Origin of the sequence: Rahnella sp. ATs2, from assembly GCF_051851855.1 — a bacterium.
Taxonomy (GTDB): domain Bacteria; phylum Pseudomonadota; class Gammaproteobacteria; order Enterobacterales; family Enterobacteriaceae; genus Rahnella; species Rahnella variigena.
Genome location: NZ_JBLYPL010000012.1, coordinates 59,536 through 74,739 on the forward strand (window position 1 = coordinate 59,536; position 15,204 = coordinate 74,739).

The 15,204-nt window shown below is 52.5% G+C and carries 13 protein-coding genes; 4 read left to right on the forward strand and 9 right to left on the reverse strand.

The window, feature by feature from the left end; all coding sequences use genetic code 11:
• The first annotated feature begins 9 nt into the window (after positions 1–9).
• On the forward strand, positions 10–1,416 hold the full coding sequence (locus ACJY2G_RS14660; protein ID WP_181955603.1) for an efflux transporter outer membrane subunit: 1,407 nt from the start codon (positions 10–12) through the stop codon (positions 1,414–1,416).
• A 400-nt stretch (positions 1,417–1,816) separates the two neighbouring features.
• On the opposite strand, the gene ACJY2G_RS14665 is transcribed toward ACJY2G_RS14660, so the two are convergent.
• The 4 genes from ACJY2G_RS14665 to ACJY2G_RS14680 all read right to left on the reverse strand — a co-directional run bounded on the left by ACJY2G_RS14665 (position 1,817) and on the right by ACJY2G_RS14680 (position 6,159).
• On the reverse strand, positions 1,817–2,296 hold the full coding sequence (locus ACJY2G_RS14665; RefSeq protein ID WP_112290339.1) for a DUF2778 domain-containing protein: 480 nt from the start codon (positions 2,294–2,296) through the stop codon (positions 1,817–1,819).
• Positions 2,293–2,775: an Hcp family type VI secretion system effector gene (locus ACJY2G_RS14670; protein WP_112290340.1), complete on the reverse strand. Its 483-nt coding sequence runs from the start codon at positions 2,773–2,775 to the stop codon at positions 2,293–2,295. Before ACJY2G_RS14670 ends, ACJY2G_RS14665 begins: the two co-directional genes overlap by 4 nt.
• 298 nt (positions 2,776–3,073) lie before the next feature.
• Positions 3,074–4,252: a c-type cytochrome gene (locus ACJY2G_RS14675; RefSeq protein ID WP_167459655.1), complete on the reverse strand. Its 1,179-nt coding sequence runs from the start codon at positions 4,250–4,252 to the stop codon at positions 3,074–3,076.
• A complete protein-coding gene (locus ACJY2G_RS14680; protein WP_113877564.1) occupies positions 4,249–6,159 on the reverse strand; it encodes an NAD(P)-binding protein in 1,911 nt (636 codons plus the stop codon). Before ACJY2G_RS14680 ends, ACJY2G_RS14675 begins: the two co-directional genes overlap by 4 nt.
• 261 nt (positions 6,160–6,420) lie before the next feature.
• On the opposite strand from ACJY2G_RS14680, the gene ACJY2G_RS14685 reads away from it, so the two are divergent.
• The 3 genes from ACJY2G_RS14685 to ACJY2G_RS14695 are packed head-to-tail and all read left to right on the forward strand — an operon-like array spanning position 6,421 to position 7,775.
• The gene (locus tag ACJY2G_RS14685) at positions 6,421–6,912 is read left to right on the forward strand and encodes an Hcp family type VI secretion system effector (protein WP_120163067.1); all 492 of its coding nucleotides are present in this window, start codon (positions 6,421–6,423) and stop codon (positions 6,910–6,912) included.
• 9 nt (positions 6,913–6,921) lie between these two features.
• Positions 6,922–7,278: a tlde1 domain-containing protein gene (locus tag ACJY2G_RS14690; RefSeq protein WP_430320465.1), complete on the forward strand. Its 357-nt coding sequence runs from the start codon at positions 6,922–6,924 to the stop codon at positions 7,276–7,278.
• On the forward strand, positions 7,275–7,775 hold the full coding sequence (locus tag ACJY2G_RS14695) for a hypothetical protein (RefSeq protein WP_430320466.1): 501 nt from the start codon (positions 7,275–7,277) through the stop codon (positions 7,773–7,775). The genes ACJY2G_RS14690 and ACJY2G_RS14695 overlap by 4 nt, the downstream gene beginning before the upstream one ends.
• A gap of 89 nt (positions 7,776–7,864) precedes the next feature.
• Here ACJY2G_RS14695 and ACJY2G_RS14700 read toward each other — a convergent pair whose 3' ends face one another.
• From ACJY2G_RS14700 to ACJY2G_RS14720, 5 genes are all read right to left on the reverse strand, one after another.
• Positions 7,865–8,788, reverse strand: coding sequence for a nucleotidyl transferase AbiEii/AbiGii toxin family protein (locus ACJY2G_RS14700; protein WP_430320467.1), 924 nt, complete (start codon positions 8,786–8,788; stop codon positions 7,865–7,867).
• Positions 8,788–9,312, reverse strand: coding sequence for a type IV toxin-antitoxin system AbiEi family antitoxin (gene abiEi, locus ACJY2G_RS14705; protein WP_430320468.1), 525 nt, complete (start codon positions 9,310–9,312; stop codon positions 8,788–8,790). The genes ACJY2G_RS14700 and abiEi overlap by 1 nt, the downstream gene beginning before the upstream one ends.
• A gap of 175 nt (positions 9,313–9,487) precedes the next feature.
• On the reverse strand, positions 9,488–10,891 hold the full coding sequence (locus tag ACJY2G_RS14710) for an efflux transporter outer membrane subunit (protein ID WP_430320469.1): 1,404 nt from the start codon (positions 10,889–10,891) through the stop codon (positions 9,488–9,490).
• Complete coding sequence (locus ACJY2G_RS14715; RefSeq protein WP_430320470.1) at positions 10,884–14,033, reverse strand: efflux RND transporter permease subunit; 3,150 nt, start codon at positions 14,031–14,033, stop codon at positions 10,884–10,886. The genes ACJY2G_RS14710 and ACJY2G_RS14715 overlap by 8 nt, the downstream gene beginning before the upstream one ends.
• A 9-nt stretch (positions 14,034–14,042) precedes the next feature.
• Positions 14,043–15,176 carry an efflux RND transporter periplasmic adaptor subunit gene (locus tag ACJY2G_RS14720; protein WP_439291880.1) on the reverse strand — a complete coding sequence of 378 codons (1,134 nt, stop codon included), beginning with the start codon at positions 15,174–15,176 and terminating at the stop codon, positions 14,043–14,045.
• Between the last annotated feature and the right edge of the window lie 28 nt (positions 15,177–15,204).

Below are 15,204 nucleotides of genomic sequence, written 5' to 3' on the forward strand. Positions count from 1 at the left end.
GCGAATCTGATGACTCTGCAAAAAACACGTTCTATGGTGTTCCGGCTTGCTCCGCTGGCGCTGGCACTTCTGGTCAGCGCCTGTGCCGTCGGCCCTGATTACAAACGGCCGGATGTTGCGATGCCCACGGCATTTAAAGAAGCCAAAGGCTGGACAGCGGCGATCCCGAAAGATAATCAGGCCAAAGGCGACTGGTGGGCGGTGTATCAGGATCCTGAGCTGTCATCACTGCTGACACAGGTACAGATCTCCAACCAGAACGTCGCGCAGTATGCTGCGCAATACCGTCAGGCACAGGCGCTGGTGACACAGGCACGTTCCGATTTGTATCCGTCAGTGGATGCTACCGTCGGCAGCACGCGCAGTGGCACATCCACCTCAACCACTAACAGCCAGTCCGCACAACTGAGTGCCAGCTGGGAACTGGATTTGTGGGGCAAACTGCGCCGTACGGCAGAAGAGCAGGACGCCAGTGCGCAGGCCAGCAAGGCCGATCTGGCTGATGCAACGCTCAGCGCACAGTCCGAACTGGCGCAGGATTATTTCCAGCTGCGGGTGATGGATCAGCAAATCGCGCTGTATAAGCAAAGTATCGATTCTTATCAGCGTTACCTGACGGTGATCCAGAATCAGTATGAAGGTGGCAACACCTCACGCGCTACACTGGCGCAGGCGCAGACTCAGCTTGAAAGCACCAAAGCCTCGGCGCTGGATCTGCAATGGCAGCGCGCCCAGCTTGAGCACGCTATCGCGGTACTGATCGGCAAACCACCGGCGCAGTTCAGCCTTGCGGCACGCGACGTCAAACTTAACCTGCCTGCGATGCCGGACGCCATTCCGTCGCAGTTGTTGCAGCGTCGTCCTGATATCGCTGCCGCCGAACGCACCATGGCGTCTTCCAACGCCGCCGTCGGTGTAGCGACTGCCGCGTATTATCCCGATCTGACCCTGAGCGCCAGCGGTGGCTTTGCCAGTTCGGCATTCCACAACCTGTTCTCGCTGCCAAACCGCGTCTGGTCTTTAGGCCCTGAACTCAGCCAGACGGTACTGGATTTCGGTTCTACCCGCGGCAAAGTGGCGCAAGCCGAAGCCGCGTATGATGCCGATGTCGCCAGCTATCGCCAGAGCGTGTTAACCGCAATGCAGGAAGTGGAAGATTATCTGGTCGAACTGCACACGCTCGACAGCGAGCTGGTCGCCCGTCAGAACGCCGCCGATTCCGCCAAAGAATCTGCCCGCGTGACTTACAACCAGTATCAAGCCGGGATGATCGACTATCTCGACGTCGCGACTACCGAAAACACCAGCCTGACCCAACAGCAAAGTGTCCTGTCACTGCTCAGCACCCAGATGGTCACCAGCGTCAAGCTGATCGCTGCCCTGGGCGGCGGATGGAACGGGGATGTGGGTAAATAGAAGAGTTTGAATTATCTCTGCACTAAGGACACTTAAAATGGTCTTTGGTGTAGAGAACATCATTTATTTCAGTGCGAATGCTGCCATTCATCGTAAGTGGCCTCAATCACTTTAGACATAGCAATAAAATTGACGGGGAGCAATGTCACCGGGCTGCCTGTTTGCGATATGCGAAAAACTTTGCGATTACAAAAATTAAAAAAATATCTACAAGGGCTGAGCCTCCAAACAAAATGCTCATATAAATATTATCCCAGGTGTTTTCCTGAATAAAGTCTGTATGCGCTGAAATTTTCGAATAGAACCATTGTTCAGAACATAAAGCGAAAAGTGTCGTAAACGTCATTGTAAACAAGAAAACACTTCCGAGCCAAATAATCACACATTTCAAAGGGGACATTTAATATACCTGTACAGTTCCGAAAGCATTTAATGTTGAGCTGATTTTTATTTGTGGTGTATTTAATAATGCCTCACGCAGAATTGTAAAATGATCCTTTGAAGGCAACGTTATGCACCCGTGGCTTACCCCTTTGTAACCCGCCGGGTGTAGTCTGAAATTACCTCTTTTAACCTGATCGATGAAAGTTAAATCATCTATGCTGTTATCGTTTCTGTAAAGTGCAAACCACACTGACCTGTCGGATCCACTCACGACTGATCCAAAAAAATCAGAAACATGGGTGCCTATCCCACCAGTCCCTCGGGTCACTATATAATATTGTCCGGGTGGCAAAGGTCCGATATCTTTCACATCTGCTGAGTCAGGGTTGTTGCGATGTGGACCTACCTCACCAGAATAGGCGGGAAAGAAGCCGTAGCCAGGGCAACTGAGAGTGGATAAGCCTGAACCGTTCAAACGAAATGTGCATCTGATCATCTGTCATTCCACGCATCGGAAAAAATGATATTCCCATCACTATATTTCCAGGTGATCCGCTCGTATCTCAGAGATATAGATTCGAGGTGGTTGTGCTTTTCTGTTGCTGGATTTTTGCAGTCATGCATCAAAGGGCAGATCGCAACAACTTTCACATTTTCCAGCAGCATATTGAAATACTCAACTTCCTGACCAGCATCATTGATGCGATACCACCGGATTTCAGCAGATTTTAACGTTTGTCCTTTTGCTACAGCTTGGTATAAATATGGACTGGAGGAATCAAACTCTTTTTCAAACGTCATTGCTGAGTGCACTCGGGTACCGGTGATTTTTCCCGTATTATTATCAGTAGGCAAAAATAAACCATGCCCGAAACCCAAAATCTCAATGCTACTTTCACGCCCATTCACATCAACGGATCCTTTGATATGCGCACCGCCATCATCTTTAAGCCATAAATAAGCAGGAATCGCCATCTTTAAATCTCCCTATTGAAAGTAATAAATAAACTACTCCGCAGGAGGATAACTGCAAGGGTATTTTTTTGCATTTCAATAAGGTTTTTTATAATGATAATAATTAAGTATAAATTATTATTTTAGATTGATACTGAGAATTATTGGTTGAAGTTATTTAAATGAATATAAGGAAGTTCAACTGGAGTTTTTATTAAAGTTGATTGTGCATCAAATATCTGTAAACCCCTCTCCCAACTCCCCCTTCGCAGGGGGAGGAGCTCATCGAGCCAGGTTTTACCTGCGGTGAAACAAGCCCTTATTTCCCTGCTTTCCTCGCTTTCGCCACATCTCCCGGCGTGACGGCTGCTGCCTGATTTCCCCAGCTGGCGCGCAGGGTATTGGTGAGGTCTGCGGCCTGTTGATCAGTCAGCGTCCAGCCGTAGCCAGGCATGGTATTGGACATATGTTCTGCCGTCACCGGCGTCTGAGCGCCGTAGAGGATCACGCGCAGCAACGTCTGCGGGTTCTCTGCACTGACGGTCAGATTGCCCGCCAGCGCCGGAATGGCAAACGCTTTTCCGTCGCCTTTCACACCGTGACAGGTCGAACAGTAACGCATAAACGTCTGTTGTCCGGCCTCAGTCGCGACGGCCTTTTTGGCCGGTGCCGGTTGTGCCTCCGCTTTCAGACTGAGCAGATACACCGCCATGCTGTTGAGATCGTCATCGGTCATAAACTGCGTGCTGTTAGTGATCACTTCCCCCATCGGGCCGCTGACGGCGTCATGAGTATTGCGACCGGATTTCAGCAGCGTCACCAGTTCCGGCTGACTGATTTTCAGCCCGCGCAGGGAAGGTGCTGACCAGCCGTCCAGCTCGCCGCCGCTGAGAAACGCCATGTCCTTTTCATCGAGGGCTTTCTCCTGTTGCGCCCAGCCACGCGGGGTGTGACAGGCTCCGCAGTGTCCGGCACCCTGCACCAGATAAGCGCCATGATTCCATTGCGCACTCTGATCCGCCTGTGGCCTGTACTCGCCGTCTTCAAGAAAAATGCTGTTCCAAACCCGCAGCGGCCAGCGCACCGACATCGGCCAGCTGATGTCATTTTCACGGTTGGCAACGGGCTGCGGTTTGACCTCTTTCATCAGATAGTCATACAGCGCGCGCATGTCCTTCCCGCTCATTTTTACGTAAGAGGTGTAGGGCATCGCCGGATAGAGCGCATGGCCGTCTTTAGCAATCCCTTCGCGCATCGCCTTGTCGAACTCTTCAAAACTGTAGCCGCCAATTCCGTGCTGAATATCCGGCGTAATATTGGTGGAATAAATCTCGCCTACCGGTGTGGCAAAGCGCACACCACCGGATAAATCTGCACCCTGAGGCGACGTATGGCAGGCGGCGCAGTCGGCGGATTTCGCCACATACTCACCTTCGGACATCGCCATGGCAGAGCCTGCCGTTGCCATCAGCGTGGCAAAAATCATCAGCTTCTTCATGCGCTCACCTTTTTCATTGCCGTCAGTTCATTCACTGCCCGCCAGGCCTGATCAACTGCTGAGTTGGCGTACGGGCTCCAGTCAGAATCTGAGTTAGCGATAGTGATTCGCCCGACAGGCGTGCGCGCCAGATGAATGGTTTTCTGCGCGTCGTCTTCGTCGTCGAACATCCCGCTGAGGAAGTAGGAATAGCCGTGCGACCAGCGGTTAACGGTGATCGCCATGATGTCGCGCTGATGGTCAAAACCGGCTTCGCCGAACATGCCCTGCAACTGATCGCGGATCATTTTTTCATGGGCATCAAACGAGGTGCCGAGCAGTAACGCACGGCCTTTACGTGACTGCTCGCGCGGGCTGAGGCCGCTGCCCGGCAGCGTCGGCACATACACCATATGCAGGCCAATCGGCTGGTTCGGGTCACGCGGATGCTGATAACCGCCCATATCCACCGGATAATCCAGTTTCACGCGGCTGTAAGGCGCTGCCGGAGAGTAAATTTCATGGACGCCAAGTTTGATAAACGGCTGCCAGTTGCGGATCACCACTTTTGAATAGACCAGCGGCGCTTTGACGTTTTCTTTCAGCGCGGCTTTCTGCGCTTCAGGGATTTCCGGCACCAGATACGGGATCATCATATTGTATCCGGCCATCACCGCCTGACCGGCGCGGACGCGGTGCAGCGTGCTGCCGGTCATGTAAGTCACTTCTACCGCCGGTTTGCCTTCGTGTTCGACGTTGGCGACATGCATCCCGGTGCTGTTGAGGCGAAGCCGCACCGGCTGCCCGGCCTTATCGAGCTGGCTGTAATCGAATTTCGCCAGCACGATATCTTCCATCGTGTTACCCGGCGCGACCTGCGGGATCAGATGGCGCACCATCAGCCGGGCTAAACCGGCGTTGCCATCGGGGAAGTGGAAAATATACGGCTCGTCGAGATCGGCCAGCGATTCGGCGTCCAGCGGCGGCAGGCCCATACCTTCCAGACCTGGCAGGGCGCAAATGCGCGCATCGCTGCATGAGGTGGCATCGATTCCAACCGCCTGAAAATCATTGGTCCGCTGCTGGAAATAGCGGATAGCAATCTCGCTCAGCCCGACTTTTTCTCGCAGGAACTGGGTATAGCTGTGCCCGTCGACCCAGGCGACTTTTTCTTCCTGACTCATGCCGTGCAGATAATCTTTCGATTCAGTGTGCAGGGCGATCAGCGCCTGACGGTCAGATTCCGGCAGCGGGAAGTCACTGATGAAGTCTTTGATATCGCGGCCATTGAGGCGATCCGGTGGAATATCATCAGCCACCGCACGTCCCGGATCGCCACTGACAATTTTATCGACGCCGAAGTTTTTACGGTCGAAATACACCCCGCGGCTGAGATGCAGATCAGGGTAAAACGTCTGATCGAAGTCTTTCGCCATCTTCTCGATATCGACGTTGAGGGTTTTCAGCAACCCCATCGCAACCGGACTGAAATTGGTGCGTGGCGACTGAAAGGACTCGCTGCCGCCGTAGCCCAGCAGCATTTTATCCTCGACGTGAAATTCATTACGTTTGGCATGCCCGCCGAAATCATCATGGTTATCGATCAACAAAATACGCTGGTCTTTACCGTGCTGTTCCTGCCAGAAACACGCCGCCGCAAGCCCGCTGATCCCGGCTCCGACCACCACCAGATCAAACTCATCTTCCACCGGCAAACCGGAAGATTCGACCTTTTTGCCTTCGCGCCCGAGGATATGCGCCGCTTCATAAGAACCCTGATGATTTCCGCGCAAACCGGTAAGGGAAGGCGGGTAATACAACGACTGCGTGGCTGTTTGCGGCGAAGCCCGCAGCGCCTCAAACGGAGTCATTCCGGCAGTGACCGTAATAGCCACGCCGTTTAGAAAATCACGACGAGTGATGCCCATATTGTTTCCTTAAAATTTACATCATCAACCCGCGCGGAAGCCGCACGGCAAAAGCGTTTCGCTCAAAAAATGTCTAAGTATTTTAACAAATTTAACATAAAGAAACACTTAGCGAGCGTGACGGCGGGCGCAAATGAGGAAACAAGGGGAGTTCACCAGTAACAAACTTCTGAAAATTCCATTTTTAAAGGTTCTCCAATGGTTTGTGAAAACATACGGGCATAACGTATTGCCTCACTTTTTAAAAAGGAATTTATCAGAATGGCAATCCCGGCATATTTGTGGCTTAAAGATGATGGTGGCGCGGACATCAGAGGATCGGTTGATGTACATGGTCGCGAAGGAAGTATCGAGATTATTGGATTAGCTCATGCCCTGGAAATCCCAACTGACTCCAATACAGGTAAAATTACAGGCACAAGAATTCATCATCCTTTCGTATTTGATAAAGAAATAGATTCATCGAGTCCCTATCTTTATAAAGCTGTTACTACGGGTCAAACGTTTAAATCAGCTGAGATAAAATTGTATCGAATTAACGATGCTGGGCAGGAAGTCGAATATTTTAATACGAAGCTGGAAAATGTGAAACTGGTGTCATTATCGGCAATGATGTATGACGTGAAAAATCGTAATTTTGAAAAGCAAGGACACATTGAATGTGTGGAACTGCGTTACGAAAAAATAATCTGGACTTACACTGACGGCAACATTATTCATTCAGACTCATGGAACGAACGTGCAACTGCATAAGGAAGATTTATGACCTGGACATATAAACAAAGCACCGGTGAATTATTTCATGATGGAGTATTCATTGAAAAGGGATATTCGGGCGTCCTGACAAATAAAAATAACCCAGATCGTCAACATGTCAAAGGAATGGGACCACTTCCACAGGGGGCATATCGCGTTGGTATTGCCACAAGTTCCAAGGGACCACTTACGATTGAACTGCATCAAACCTCCGGTGAATCATATGGTAGAAGCTTATTTCGCATACACGGCGAGAGAAGAGAAGGCCCGGCCGGGTTTGCTTCAACTGGTTGTATCATTATGAGCAATCCTACCCGCCGTTTAATAAGAGGAACCTCAGAAGTTCTAGAGGTGGTGAGATGAAAATTCTTCCCTTACTTTTTCTCGTTCCAATAATGGCTTTTGCTTCTGCTACACCGAAGGATATAAGAACAAGTGTCCAGAAATATGGAAGCAACAGTTTTGCATCTAAAATAACAGCTGAAGACTGGGCTGAGACGATAAATAAAATCTCCACGGGTGACGGTGAATGGCTAATGTTAGTCCCGGATTTAGCGCCTGTAGTGAATCTACAACAATCCAATCAACTTTCAGGTGCTCTCTATTACGCGCTCGATGCGAATGCTAAAGAAGCGTTAAAAGTGATGTCAATTCTCGATAAGCATCATTATAAATACCAGCAAGGAACAGATATAGCCTGCGTCCCGCCATTTGACAAAATAACGAATAGCGATATGGAAACATATAATCGCATCCGTCTTTCTTTATTAGATGCAGGGCCACAAGCCGCGACTTGCTTTTGGATAATGGAAGCTTGGGTCGAAGAGATCAAAGCAAACGAGGCTCGAAAATCCTCATAGACCCTGCCGAAAATTATCGCTCATAGCCCGGAATTATCCGGGCTGATGTTAGGTACGTTATCTCATTAGACTTATGCATAATAGAATGATTACATTAAAAATTCATCCGTGTTCTGTTTGTTCCGAATCTCTAGATTACTGAGTGCTTCTTTCAGAATACTGCTCAGCGTCGTCAAAAAATAACCATTAAATTTTTGTGATTTCAGCGTTCGTTCGAAGATATCTGCAGGGATAAAACGCCTCATTTCATTGTGGAAGACACCATTTCGCATGATTTCGTCCAATGACTTCAGTTTCTCACGGGTTTTGTCGGCGTAGTTCTCTACACGATAGTCGGCTATTTTATTGAGCAGCAGCGATCTGTTTATTCGTGCACCTTGCTGATAGAGCCACACTAAATCCCACATATCCCGATACCGGATATGCGTCTGAGTAGCGGGAAACGCGACCAGTTTGTCGGCCAGAACTTCTTCGAGCGTTTCGACATAAATCAGCGTGTCGTTATAGCCGTCGGGTAAGACAAAATAATTACGCCCGAGTGGCAGGGTATTACGGGTATAAGCCTCAATGTTGGCGATTTCAATTTTGATCCGCTGTCTGGCAATGTGGGATTGTTGGGGGGAAGTCTCGACAGTAATTTGCCACCGATCGATATTGATTTGATCGTAATCCGGTATCAGACGCAGTTCTTCAGGGGCTTTCACATTGATAGCAAAGCCGTAACGCGCCCCGATATATTCCTCGATGCAGGATTTCATTGCCATTAATTGCGCCGAACAGAAAGTTTTGCCTCCGGCAAAATCCAAATCTTCGCTGAACCTGTTTGAGTTGTAGCAAAGCCGTAGTGAAGTTCCGCCCTGAAAAACCAACCCATCCAGCAGACCGGCTTTATCCAGACAAAAAAGGACGTCGTAGTGCAGCAATTCCTTTTCTACCACCGGCCGCATCGCTGTGAGTTCTGTGTTCTGTAGTGCTCTGTTTACCAGTAAATCAAAATCGACCTTCTCACTCATTATTCTTCCTTAAGATCCATCAGATGAGTATTCCTGCCAACACGGCGTAAATCCCTGATTGCCGTGGCGGTTGTCGCTTGCTTCAGTGGTGATTGCGTTTCGATGGTTGCGTCGAGAATATCCAAAATGCCCCGGTTAGTATGCGTCAGTTCGATAGTGCCCCAGGGCGTCGGGTATTCTCCTCCGCGTCCGGTCGTCATGACGGTCAGTCGGTCGACCGGTATCTGCGAAATGATGCCATATGCCGATAGTGCAGATTCCAGACTGACGTAGTTGTACTCTCCGCGCCGCATCGCTTTCACCACGCGCTCAAGAAGGTAACTGTCTTTAGGGGAGAAAATATTGACGTAAACCCCCTTAACCGGCCTGCATAAAATTTCTTCATCGATCAGGCGCTTGAGCCCGGCTTTTAACGCAACCGGGGAGTCCTCAGGAAAGATTTTTTGCAAATCCCGAAGCAGAAAAACCGTCCGTCCCTGACGACTCAGTGCTTGCAGTTTTCGAATGGCTTCAAGTTTTGTCATTTTATCTCTACACAAAAGCGACAAAAAAGTGTCTTTACTGTAGAGATGGAGTGTAAGTGTTTAGGGGGAAAGATGCAAAAAAGGGTATTAAAAATGTTATAATGGGGGAATAAGGCGTCTCCGGCTTTTAAAACAAAAACGCCGACTTCCGCCGGCGTTTCCATTCACACAAAAATTACTCCTTCCATCCCCCACCCAGCGCTTTATACAAACTGATGTCCTGATTCAGTTGGGCAAGTTGTGTGGTGATCAGCGTTTGCTGAGCAGAATACAGCGAGCGCTGCGCGACCAGTACGCTCAGGTAGTTATCGACACCGCCTTTGAAGCGCATCTGCGAGAGATCATAGTTGCGCTGATTGGCGTCGGCATCCTGCTGGCGGGCCAGCAATTCGTCTTTGTAGGTCGCCTGTCCGGCTAAGCCGTCGGACACTTCTTTGAACGCCGTCTGAATCGCTTTTTCATAGTTGGCGATATCAATTTTCTTGGTGTCTTTCGCGATGTCGAGATTGGCCTGATTCACGCCGCCGTCGAAGATTGGGATATTAATCGATGGCATAAATGACCACGCACCGGTGCCGCCGTCGAACAGTTTGCTCAGGCTGCCGCTTTCGGAACCGGCGGTGCCGGTCAGCGTAATGCTCGGGAAGAACGCCGCACGCGCTGCGCCGATATTGGCGTTAGCCGCTTTCAGCGTATGTTCCGCGGCAATAATGTCCGGGCGACGGGTCAGCAGATCAGACGGTAAACCGGCCGGCGTCTGCGGGAATTTCCAGTCCTGTTGCAGGGTGGCGTTCGCCAGCAAATTTTGCGGAATGGTGGTGCCGACCAGCAGCGTCAGCGCGTTCACATCCTGACGAACCTGACGCGTGTATTGCGCGATATCAGCCTGCGCTGCGCGAACCGTGGTTTCGGCCTGCACCAGATCCTGCGAAGTGCTGATGCCGGAATCGTAACTGCGTTTGGTCAGCTCGTAGGATTTGTTCTGGCTGTCAGCGGTACTGATTGCCAGTTTCAGCAGATCGTTATCCGCCGCCAGACTCAGATAACCGGAAGCGACTTCAGACACCAGCGAGATTTGCGTCGCACGTTGCGTCGCTTCGGTGGCGAGGAAGCTTTCCAGCCCCTGATCGCGCAGGCTGCGCACGCGACCAAACAGGTCAACTTCATAAGATGTCACACCGAGATTGGCGCTGTATTGCTGATACGTCACCGGTCCGGTATTTTGCGTCGAATACAATCCGCCTGGCAGATGCTGGTTGGTTTCACCGGCGCTGGCGTCAAGCGTCGGCAGCAGCGCGGCACGGTCAATCTGGAAGGCCGCGCGCGCGGTATCGACGTTTAACGCCGCGACCCGAAGGTCGCGGTTGTTAGCGAGAGACATGCCAATCAGCTTATTCATCGCCGGTTGATTGAAGAAGGCTTTCCAGCCGATATCCTGCGCAGCGCCGGTTTTGGCACCGTCCCAGTTGCTGGCGACCGGCAGCGCAGGGCGCTGATAATCAGGCTCCATCGTACAGCCCGCCAGCAGGGTGAGTGAAAACGCGCCGATAAGCGACAGCGCGAAATGCGGTTTATTCATGGTGTGTTGCCTCAGACGCCGGAAGCGCCTTCTCTTGTTTTTTCGATTTGCGGGTGAACAAATTCACAATCGTCACGTAGAACATCGGGACGAAGAAGATCGCCAGGAAGGTCGCCGTAATCATCCCGCCGACCACGGCGGTACCGATGGAATGCTGGCTGCCCGCGCCCGCGCCGCTGGAAATGGTCAGCGGGAATACACCGAGAATAAAGGCCATCGAGGTCATGATAATTGGCCGGATACGCAGCTTGGCCGCTTCAATCGCCGCTTCCGTGACCGACATGCCTTCGTTCTCATGCAGCTCTTTGGCGAACTCGACAATCAATATGGCGTTCTTCGCCGCCAGCCCGACGGTGGTTAACAGACCGACCTGGAAGAAGACGTCATTCGACAAGCCGCGCAGCAATACGGCACCGATCGTCCCGAGGATCCCCAGCGGTACCACCAGCATGACCGAGAACGGGATCGACCAGCTCTCGTACAGTGCCGCCAGACACAGGAACACCACGATCATCGACAGGGTATAAAGTGCCGGGGTTTGTGAGCCGGAAAGCTTTTCTTCATAGCTCAGACCGTGCCATGCCACTTTATAGCCCGGTGGCAATTTGGCCGCGATTTCCATCACCGCGTCGTTGGCATCGCCCGAGCTGTAACCCGGTGCCGGTGCGCCCATCAGTTCGACAGAAGACACGCCATTGAAACGCTCGTAACGCGGTGAGCCGTACACCCATTTGCCGCTGCCGAATGCGCTCCACGGCACCATATCGCCGCTCGAGTTGCGGAAATACCAGTTGTTCAGATCTTCCGGTGTGACGCGTGAAGCCGCCTTGCCCTGGATGTAAACGCGCTTCACGCGGTTGTTGTACATGAACTGATTCACGTACGCCGAACCCCATGCCGCTGACAAGGTATTGTTGATGTCGTCGAGGCTCAGCCCCAGCGCCTGCGCGCGTTCATCATCAATTTCCAGCTGATATTGCGGCTCATCTTCCATCCCGTTCGGACGCACCGCAGTCAGACGTTTGTCCTGCGAGGCCAGTTGCAGGAACTGGTTACGCGCCGCCATCAGGGCGTTATGCCCTTTGCCGTTGGTGTCCTGCAGGAAGAAGTCGAAGCCGGTGGCGTTACCCAGTTCCATAACGGCTGGCGGAACGAAAGCAAACACGCGGGCGTCTTTGATAGTGGCGAAATGCGCCATCGCACGACCGGCCAGCGCCTGAACTTTCTGCGCGGCGTCCGGACGTTTCGTCCAGGTTTTCAGCTGCACGAAGGCAATCCCGACGTTCTGACCACGTCCGGCGAAGCTGAAGCCGTTGGCGGTGAACACCGAAGAAACGATGCCACCTTCCTGTTTCATCAGGTATTCACGCACGTTATCCAGCACCTGCTGGGTACGTTCCGCCGAGGCGTTGGCAGGTAGGGTGGCCTGAATCAGCATGACGCCCTGATCTTCATCCGGCAGGAAGGTGGTCGGCACGCGGGTGAACATAAAGCCGGTGGCAATCACGATCAGCAGATAGATGCACATAAACAGACGACGACGGGAAATCACCGTGCCGACGGCGCTGGTGTAGCGCATCGCGCCTTTGTCGAAGGTACGGTTAAACCAGCCCGCAAAGCCTTTCTGCGATTTTTCCTCGTCATTGTGTTTGATGATGGTGGCACACAGCGCGGGAGTGAAAATCAGCGCCATCAGCACGGAGAGCGCCATCGCGGACACGATAGTGATCGAGAACTGACGGTAGATGATCCCGGTCGAGCCGCCGAAGAAGGCCATCGGCACTAACACGGCGGAGAGCACCAGTGCGATACCAAACAGCGCGCCCTGGATCTGTTTCATTGATTTGATGGTGGCTTCTTTCGGCGACAACTTATCTTCCGTCATCACACGTTCGACGTTTTCCACCACCACGATGGCGTCATCCACCAGCAGGCCTATCGCCAGCACCATCCCGAACATGGTCAGGGTGTTAATGGAATACCCCGCAGCCGCCAGAATACCGAAGGTACCGAGCAGCACCACCGGCACTACCAGCGTGGTGACCAGCGTTGCGCGCAGGTTTTGCAGGAACAGCAACATCACGCAGAACACCAGTACGATGGCTTCGATCAGCGTTTTCACCACTTCTTCAATCGATGCACTGACCACTGGCGCAGTCTGGTACGGGAACTCGACTTTCACGCCAGCCGGCAGGGAATCTTCCAGCCCTGCGACGGTGGCTTTCACCGCTTTGTCGGTATCCAGCACATTTGCGCCGCTCGCCAGACGCAGGGCGATAGCGGTAGACGGGCTGCCGTTAAAGGTCGAGGAGATGGAATAACTTTCCGGCCCCAGGTCAACATTTCCGACATCACTCAGGCGCACCTGAGAACCGTCGGCATTCACTTTTAGCAGCACGTTTTTGAACTGATTAATACTGTCGAAACGGGTTTTACCGATAATGGTGGCGCTGAGTTTGCTGTCTTTGACCGTCGGCAGTCCGCCGAGTGAACCGGAGGACACCTGCACGTTTTGCGCTTCAATGGCGGCGCTGACATCACTTGGGATCAGCTGATATTTATACAGTTTTGCCGGATCGAGCCAGATACGCATCGCGTATTCGGAACCCAGCACCAGGAAGTCGCCGACGCCTTTGGTACGCACGATCGGATCTTCCAGTTTGGTCACCAGCAGGTTACTCAGATCCGAGTTACTCATTTTGCCATCGGTCGAAATCAGGCTGACCAGCAGCATGAAGTTGGCCTGATATTTGGCAATTCGGATCCCCTGATTGACCACTTCCGTCGGTAGCTGCGATTCGGCCAGAGACACTTTGTTCTGAACCTGAACCTGCGCGATATCCGGGTTAGTGCCCTGATCGAAGGTGGCAATAATGGTGGCGCTGCCGTCGCTGTTACTTTGCGATTCGATATAGCGCAGGTTATCCAGCCCGTTCAGTTGCTGTTCAATAACCTGAACCACGGTGTTCTGCGCGGTTTCCGCCGAGGCACCCGGATAGGTGACGCTGACGGAAATCGCCGGAGGCGCGATATTCGGGTACTGGTTGATCGGCAGTTTCATGATCGACAGCGCACCGGCGATCATGATGACGATGGCAACAACCCAGGCGAATATGGGGCGATTAATAAAGAAAGTAGACATTCAGCTCACCTATTGCGCGGAAGGATCGGTCATCGCGAGATTAGCCTGTTCGCCAGGGGCACTGGCTTTGCGCTCGGTGGCATTCACTTTGGCGCCCGGCCTGACGTTCTGTAATCCGTCAGTGATCACTTTGTCGCCGTCATTCAGACCCTGATTCACCAGCCAGTTACCGTTCATCATCTGACCGGTGGTGACGGAACGCTGCTCAACCGTGTTATCGGTTTTCACCACGTACACGTATGGCGCGCCTTTCACGTCATGCATGATGGCTTCCTGCGGCACCAGAATACCTTTGTCATCAATGCCTTGTTGCAGCTGGGCGTGGACAAACATGCCCGGCAGCAGTTCGTCGTGCGGGTTCGGGAACGAGGCGCGCAGGGTGACGGAACCGGTGCTTTGCGACACGGTGACTTCAGAGAATTCCAGCTTGCCCGGCAGCGCATATTTGCTGCCATCTTCCAGCGTCAGCGTGGCCTGCGCGGCGTTATCACCGGCACTTTGCAATTTGCCGGAAGCCAGCGCACGGCGCAGTCTCAGTAAATCCTGCGAGGATTCATTGACGTCGACATAGATAGGATTGAGCTGATCGATAGTGGTCAGATACGCGGTCTGGCCGCTGGTCACCAGCGCCCCTTCGGTATACAGCGAGCGGCCGATGTGGCCGGAAATCGGCGCGTACACTTTGGTGTATTGCAGATTTACGCGGGCGGTTTCGACATCGGCGGCGGCTTCGCGCTCTGCGGCGACCGCATCGTCATATTGCTGACGGCTGACGGCCTGCGCATCGACCAGCGGTTTGTAGCGGCGGGCGGTGGCATCGGCGCTTTTCCAGGTTGCCATCGCGCGATCGAATGCGGCCTGATAGGTCGAAGGATCAATCTGATAAAGCTGCTGACCGGCTTTGACTTCACTGCCTTCAACAAAAAGACGTTTTTGGATCACGCCGTTCACCTGCGGGCGGACTTCCGCACTGCGAACCGCCGTGGTACGGCCGGGCAGGCTGGTGGTCAGGGCGACGGGCTGACTGTGTAAAGTGACGACATTAACCGCAGGCACCTGTGCCGCCGGGGATGCAGAACCGGCGGAACCATCACATGCGGAAAGCAGTACGACTGTACTGACAGAAAGAAACTTCAGGCGCATAGAATTCACTCTTATTGGGGAATTGAGA